The 7,227-nt window shown below is 64.2% G+C and carries 5 protein-coding genes and 1 pseudogene; 2 read left to right on the top strand and 4 right to left on the bottom strand.

Features of this window, described 5'->3' with window-relative positions; translation table 11 throughout:
• Positions 1-502: IS5 family transposase (locus tag Q343_RS0112505; protein WP_029253905.1), on the top strand; the 502-nt coding region annotated here is incomplete at its 5' end.
• Here Q343_RS0112505 and Q343_RS14215 read toward each other — a convergent pair.
• From Q343_RS14215 to Q343_RS0112495, 4 genes and pseudogenes are all read right to left on the bottom strand, one after another.
• Positions 499-1,488, bottom strand: a pseudogene (locus Q343_RS14215) (IS481 family transposase). The gene Q343_RS0112505 and the pseudogene Q343_RS14215 sit on opposite strands and share 4 nt — an antisense overlap.
• 152 nt (positions 1,489-1,640) lie before the next feature.
• Positions 1,641-3,290: a TniQ family protein gene (locus Q343_RS15770; RefSeq protein WP_081829832.1), complete on the bottom strand. Its 1,650-nt coding sequence runs from the start codon at positions 3,288-3,290 to the stop codon at positions 1,641-1,643.
• Positions 3,287-4,771, bottom strand: a complete 1,485-nt coding sequence (locus Q343_RS15765; RefSeq protein ID WP_081829831.1) for a TniQ family protein — start codon at positions 4,769-4,771, stop codon at positions 3,287-3,289. Before Q343_RS15765 ends, Q343_RS15770 begins: the two co-directional genes overlap by 4 nt.
• Positions 4,768-5,676 carry a TniB family NTP-binding protein gene (locus Q343_RS0112495; protein WP_162175488.1) on the bottom strand — a complete coding sequence of 303 codons (909 nt, stop codon included), beginning with the start codon at positions 5,674-5,676 and terminating at the stop codon, positions 4,768-4,770. The genes Q343_RS15765 and Q343_RS0112495 overlap by 4 nt, the downstream gene beginning before the upstream one ends.
• Positions 5,677-5,959: 283 nt before the next feature.
• Between Q343_RS0112495 and Q343_RS0112485 the strand changes: the two genes are divergently transcribed.
• A protein-coding gene (locus Q343_RS0112485) for an IS3 family transposase (RefSeq protein WP_407946453.1) occupies positions 5,960-7,188 on the top strand; the annotation gives its coding sequence in 2 pieces (ribosomal slippage) (positions 5,960-6,275 and positions 6,275-7,188; 1,230 coding nt in all).
• Positions 7,189-7,227 lie beyond the last annotated feature (39 nt).

The raw sequence follows: 7,227 nt of genomic DNA, 5'->3' as shown, positions 1-7,227 counted from the left end.
TGAGGCACTCGGCCGCTCGCGCGGCGGACTGACGTCCAAGATCCATCTCGCGACCGACGGCCGCGGGCTGCCGATGAGCGTGATCTTGACCCCTGGGCAGTCCGGCGACAACCCGCAACTGCTGCCCCTGCTCGAGCAGGTCAACGTCCACCGAGACGGGCCGGGGCGGCCCCGCAAACGCCCGGACCGAGTGCTGGCCGACAAGGCCTACTCCAGCCCCGCCACCCGACGAGCACTACGCGCCCGGGGCATCGCGTTCACCAGTCCCGAGAAGGCCGACCACGCCGCCCACCGACTCCGCCGCGGCACCCGAGGCGGACGCCCGCCCGCCTTCGACGCCCAAACATACAAGGGCCGCAACGTCGTCGAACGCTGCTTCAACCGCCTCAAACAGTTCCGCGCCCTGGCCACCCGCTACACCAAACGCGCCGCCTACTACCGCTCCGAACTCACCATCGCCGCCATCATCCTCTGGCTCCGCGATTCACCGGACACGCCCTAGGTGTGATGTCCAGGGAGGTTGTTGAGCCTGCTGCTGGGTGTGCCGCCGATTACGGAATGGGTTCGGTGGTGATTGTAGAAGTGGAGCCAGTGGGGTAGGGCGTTGTTGCGTTGGTCGGTGGAGTCGTCGAAGCGGGCGTAGGCCCAGCCGTCGGCCAGGGTGCGGTGCACGCGTTCGATCTTGCCGATGGTCTGGGGCCGGTAGGGGCGGGTGCGTTTGTGTGTGATGTCGAGCTGTTCGCGGGCGTCACGCCAGGCGTGTGCCCGGTAGGCGGCTCCGTTGTCGGACAGGACTCGCTCGACGGTGACGCCGTGGGCGGTGAACCAGGCCACTGCTCGGCGGAGGACACCGACCGCGGTGGCGGCTTGCTCGTCGTGGCAGATCTCGGCGTAGGCGACCCGGGAGTGGTCGTCGATGACGGTATGGACGAACGCTGCGCCGGTGCGGGGCTTGAAGTCGGCGCCGCGGGGCAGGCCAGGGGTGGCGCGCTAGTTGCGGTCGCCTTGCTGACGCCCGACGAACCGGTGCCCGCCACCGTCGGGGATGTTGGCGAACTTGGTCACGTCGACGTGGATCATCGATCCGGGGTGGTCGTGCTCGTAGCGTCTCAGCGGTTCGCCGGTGGCCCGGTCGATGCGTGTCAGCCGGTTGATCCGGCATCTCACGAGCACCGCGTGGACCGTCGAGGCCGGCAGCCCGAGCCGGCCGCCGATCTGGACCGGGCCCAGTCGCTGACGCCATCGCAACGCCACGATCTTCTTCACGACGTCGGGCCTGGTCCGGGTCGGGCTGTGGGTCGGGCGCGAGCTACGGTCAGCCATACCCGCGCGACCTTCGCTGCGATACCGCTCGGCCCACTTGCTCGCGGTGCGCGAACTGACCATGAACATCTTCGCTGCGGCCGAATGTGTCCAGCCCTGTTCGACGACCAGACGCGCGAGCCGCAGACGTGCTCGAGGGGTCAACGCGGCATGAGCGTGGGACATGAGGGCCTCCGGTCGGTGAAGCGTTGAAATAGACAGCTCCACTTCACAACCGGAGGCCTTCACCTGTCAGGCCGACTCACCGACGAGCAGCCGGACAACCTCCCTGGACATCACAACTAGGTCTCGCCCGTCTACCTCGGGCGATGTCACTTCTAGGGCGATATCTCGCGGTGTGTCCACTGGTTCTCCTCGTGTTGGGCTCGGTGTGCTTTGGCGATGAGCGCTGATTGCGCAGGTTCGCGTAGTGAGTTCGCGAACTGCCGGTAGAGGACGCGCTGGTATCGAGAGTGCGCCGGCGGCCGAGTGGGACTTTGGGTGAGAAGTGCGTGTGCCCAGCACTCCCATAGCCATGTGACCGCGTACGGGTGTGATGTTTCGCGGGTTCCGGGACGGTAGCCGGTACACCATTCGCTGAACCACGCGTGCTTCGTGGCTAGCTCGGTGACAACGGCCTCTCGTCGGCGGTAGTCGATCCCGAGGTGGCGTGTGATTCGGTCGAGAACGTGCCCGACTACGAGAGGGTCGAGGACAGTTCTAGTGCTGACAGCGCGTGCTGCACGGGTACCAACTTCGGGTGGAAGTCGAAGCATCTCGGCAGCTTGAGCCCATGTGTTGGCGCCAGCTCGGCGGGCGAGGCAAAGGGATAGGAACAGTCGTGGGGTGTGTCCTCGGGTATTGAAGAGGTGCTCTGCGTACTTGCGGTATAGATCTACGGGTAGCACCTGGGGAACGAGATTCGGCACGAACCGTCCGGTCTCAGAGATGAGCGAGAAGCTGATGCGTCGGCGCGAAGCGCATGTTGCCTTCAGAAGTGGGACTAGGCCCGGGGTGAGGCTCGTATGGTCTCGAATCCAACTGTCTCTCGATTGGGTATTCGTGGGGATCATGGCGAGCCAGGGGCCCAATTGCGCCGCTGCTTGTTCCAAGGTCGGAGCGCTCAGAATCTCGTCCACTGATGCGAGCACCGCCGATCGAAGGCGGATAGTTGCTGGTGGGTGCAGGTGCCACCGATCAACTCCCCTGCTCGCTTCATCGCGCGCTGTGTCCACCCAGTCCGCGAGGTCTTCGGCGCCAGGCCTAGAAGCCAGGTGTAGAAGAAGCACTGTAAGAGAGCGGGTATCGGAAATGAATGCCGAACCAGACTGCGCCTTTCCAAGTTCGTTCACCGTTCGTCCGGACAGGCCTTGGCGGTAGCGGGTCTGTTGCGACATCACTTCTGATGGCGCCGCCGCCGGTTGAAGGTCTGCAATGTTCTGTTCGCATGTATCGCGGTGTCCGATGGGGTTGAGGCATCGCGTGCCGGGGGCGACACGTAGTGGGGTATGGGGGTGTTGGAGAAAGGGGCGGCCACAGCGCGGGCACCCATCCAGGAGGTAGTTGCCGTGGACCGTACATGTAGTCGTCATGGGCAAGCGCCACGCCAACCGCCAAATCCCACGTGTCTCAAGGCACGTGGGGCAGGCCGTACTGCCTGCGGCAGCGATCCACCCGCGTGCTGCCACGCGTCTCCATGTCGCGGCCCGGCGCGGGTCGAGGCCAGTCAGGTCGATGGCACCGATTCCGTCGAACCGCATGAGTGTCGCCTGGTACAGCGATTCAGACGTCGTGGCGGAGAGTATGCCCATCGCCGTGGCTGTCGCTTCGTCGAGTAGGACTGGAAGGAATCGTGTGGTGCCGCCTCCCTGGCGGATCATGGTGCACAACGCGCTGCTGCTCATCCCGTTGTCGTGCGCGAGGTGCTCGAGCCAATCGTCTATTGGTTGATCGATATCCGGCGCGTATCGCACGGGAAGCGGCCTCATGCGACATGTTCCCGAGCTCGTGCCTGGCGCACAGAGCGAGACTCGGAGGCTTCGAGACGCTCAAGTTTAGCGAGCTGCTCAGTCGCCGCCTCCAGCAAGCGCAGCCGCTGTTCAGGGTCGAGGCCCGCGTCAAGTGCGACTGCTCGCCGCGTCGCACCATGTCTTGGCGCTGGCCCCCGGGTGAGCATGACCCATGCCCACGCATGCAGGCTCTTCTCATCCGCTCGCCCTAGACCCTGCACCGTACATAGTGATGGCACCAACAGGCTGGATCCTGCGATGTATCGCCGGCGTTGCCCGTATTCAATGAGCCCGTCCTCGATGAGGGACCGCATTTGACCGCGGATGGCGTCGGCGAGGCTGGGCCGGATGCCTCGATCTTCGGCAACAAGGCGGGTGACTGTCATCCGATAGCGGTCGCCAGGTAGGGCGAGCGTGCGCTTAGTCCCCGTGTAAAGAAGAAACCGCGCGATATGGGCGAGTTCAGCGCGCAGGTCCCACTGTGAACGACGTGGAGCAAATCCTTCCTCATCACGAAGTATCCAGCCAGGGATGTGTCGCGCCCGAAGCCCTGCAGTCCTAGCAAGTTCTTGCATATCGAACTGGAGCGAATGCAAGACATCGCGCCGCGGCCTTTCGCAATCCGCGGGCGAGAGCTTCTCCTCGATGGGTGGCCCTGGCAGCAGGTATCGCCATCGATCCTCTAGGCTGCGGACATCACCATCGACGTGATTTCGAATGCGCTCCCATCCTTCTGCCACCAGACGCTCCCCACGGGCCGGTGACTCAATTCCTCTCCACGCCTCGAGAACCACCGGCGCGGCTTGCCGAGGTTCACGCGGTGGGCGGTGCATCCAGTTCCACTGAGGAACACCACCTTGGCGAATCTCCATTTCCCATCCATGGGTGATCGGCCAGTCACGGTCGGCTGTGACGGCGATCAGACTGGTCAGTTGGTAGAAGCGGCGCAGTCTCCCCTCTGGCGCTCGACCTTGTCGGAGGGCTCTGAGTTCGTCGGCGATTCGGTGTTGCGCTGCCGTCGCGCTCGAGTCGGGCGGCGGGAGGGGTTCAACATCGACCGTTCCATGCACCTGCAAGAGTGCAGGGCACCGGGTACACAGCGGATGCAAAGCAAGCTGCCAGTCACGGAGAAATACCCCCGTGCGGCGCGTGCACTGCGGGCAACTCCAACGGACTCCCGGAACTCGCCATGTCCGACTCGTTGCGTTGCGTCTCGCGCGCCGGCCTGTCGTTGCGCCCGGATAGACATCAAACGTGAGGTTCTTTAGTTCACCGAGGGGTACTCCCAACGCTGCTCCGAGTCGAGCCATCACGACTGGGTCGACATGCTCACGACGAATCGCAGCATCTCGAGACCCGAATGCACGTGTTGAGATCTTGTTCGCTTCCGCGGTGCGTTCGAGGAGCGAGTAAAAATCCTCGCCCTCGACGAAATGTGGTCGAACCGGCAGGAGGTTCATCTGGAGTAACTTTCTCGCGCTGGACTGGGGCGCTTCCCGCTTTGCTCCCTCGAACGCGCCGCGGCCCGCGCATGAGTCTCCGCACGGACTTTGAGTTCGACATCCTCGAGGTGCGTTCGCGTAATCGTCCACGACTCGTCTTCGACGCCGCGACGTGCCGCCAAGCGGACGAGTTCAACAGCGTCACCTACAAAGCCTTGCGTGCGTCGCCAAATGTGAGGTGCGTGCTGCCCAGCGAGTAGGCCCGGCTTTGAGCGCGGCAAGTACGGGAGAAAACGCTTCTCGACTCGGAACAGAAAGTCCTGCCACTCAGACCGTTCAGCCACAGTATCAATCGCCATCGGAGTGACACGGTGATACCGGAGTCGACAGCGGATCTGTGGATCCTTGAGCAACGGGTGATCGGCGAGCCCAGCGCCCACGAGGACCATCGTGCCGTCCCGCTCACCGAGTTCAGTGTTGATGTGCTTGATGTGGTCGAGTACGTCGCGGCCCTGAGTCGGGCGCGTATTCAGCAAGTGTGCGTCGTCGATGACCAGCAACCGAATCCCGTGATTGTCGATGGCGTCCGAGACGCGCAGGTTCATCGAACGGATCGTGCCCTCAACGGGATAGTCCAGATACTTGAGAATCGACGTATTGAATTCCTTGATGCTGGCGGCAGAAGAGAGATTCACCCAGACGACGGGTACGTGATAGGCATAAATACCCGGAGAGGGCTGCCACGTTGGGATTTCACGCGACTTGATCGCAGCGCCGACTGTTTCCTTGTAGCGGGCCATCGCCCACTCACGCACCATCGTCGACTTCCCGACCCCGTTGGTCGCGTCGACGGCGAAGATCTCCTTCGCTCCATGACCAAGGATTTCGTTGTCTTCGGCGCAATCACTGAGCAGCGTGTGCACGCGTTGCTGCTGCGGCCAGTCAAACCGTTGCCCCGACATCCATCGTCGAAGTTCCTGGTTGGCTCGATCCGCCTCACGCGGCCTAAGCCCACGGAGATCAGTGAGAGTCCTCAACTTCGGGGGCTTCGGGGCAATCTCTCGCGCGTGTTCATGCCAAAGCCGCGCCTTCATTCGTCGGACACCTCCCCGGTCGGATACCCCTCGAAGGGCCACGGGGCCTTGACCCCAGATAGTGGACACGCTTGATCCAGGTTCGTCCTGGAGGAAGCGAGATGATCCACTCATGGCGAGGAAGAACTATTCCGAGGAGTTCCGCCTCGATGCGGTCGAGCTCTACCGGTGCACCGATGGCGCGACGATCAGACAGATCGCGGACGAGCTCGGGGTCTACGACGCGACGTTGTCGAGCTGGCTCAAGGCAGCCGGCGTGCCGACAAGGTCGGCCTCCGGGACGACGGCGTCGTCGACCACCGGTGGTGGGGCCGGGACCGCCGAGGAGGAGAACGCCCGGCTGCGCGCCCAGGTCGCCCGCCTGGAGGCAGATCTCAAGCGCACCGAGACCGAGAAGGACATCTTGAAGAAGGCGGCGAAATATTTCGCCGGGGAGACGAACTGGTGAGCCGCTTCCAGTTCGTCGCCGACCACTGCGACACCTTCGAGGTCAAGCGGCTGTGCAGGGTCATGGGGATCGCCCGTTCGTCGTACTACAAGTGGGTCGCCACCGCTGGCGCCAGGGCCGCCCGCAAGGCCGCTGACGACGCCCTGGCCGCGCGGATCGTGGCGGTGCAGAAGAAGGACAAGGCCTACGGGGCGCCGCGGGTGACCGCGGACCTCAACGACGGCGTCGCCGAGCCTGAGCGGGTCAACCGCAAGCGAGTCGCCCGCGTGATGCGTCAGCACGCTCTGCCCGGGCTGCGGCTGCGCCGACGTGTACGCACCACGATCCCTGAACCCGCCGATCGCAAGTACCCCGATCTACTGGGCCGCGACTTCACCGCCGTCGAGGCGAACCGCAAGTACGTCGGCGACATCACCTACCTGCCCTGCGGTGACGGCACATTCCTCTACCTGGCCACCGTGATCGACTGCTACTCACGCCGACTGGTCGGCTGGTCGATCGCCGACCACATGCGCACCGAGCTCGTCATCGACGCCCTGGATGCCGCAGCCCGTGAACGCGGCACCCTGACTGACGCGATCTTCCACGCCGACCATGGGGCGGTCTACACCTCCAAGGACTACGCCGCTGCCTGCGCCCGCCACGGCGTGCTGCAGTCCATGGGCGCCGTGGGCTCCAGCGCGGACAACGCCCTGGCGGAGTCGTTCAACGCCACGATGAAACGCGAAACCCTCGCCGGCGCGCACGCCTACCACGGCCCCGAACACGCCCGCCGGACCGTGTTCCGCTGGATCAACCACTACAACAAGCGCCGCCGCCACTCCTGGTGCGGATACCGCTCACCGATCACCTACGAGACCACGACCACCGCTACGCTGCGACTGGTCGCCTAACCACCCAGCGCGTGTCCACTATCTGGGGTCAAGGCCCAC

The organism is Paraoerskovia marina DSM 21750, assembly GCF_000701465.1.
Classification (GTDB): domain Bacteria; phylum Actinomycetota; class Actinomycetes; order Actinomycetales; family Cellulomonadaceae; genus Paraoerskovia; species Paraoerskovia marina.
Note: the sequence above shows the minus strand (reverse complement) of the source record. Positions and strands in the feature narration are given on the sequence as shown.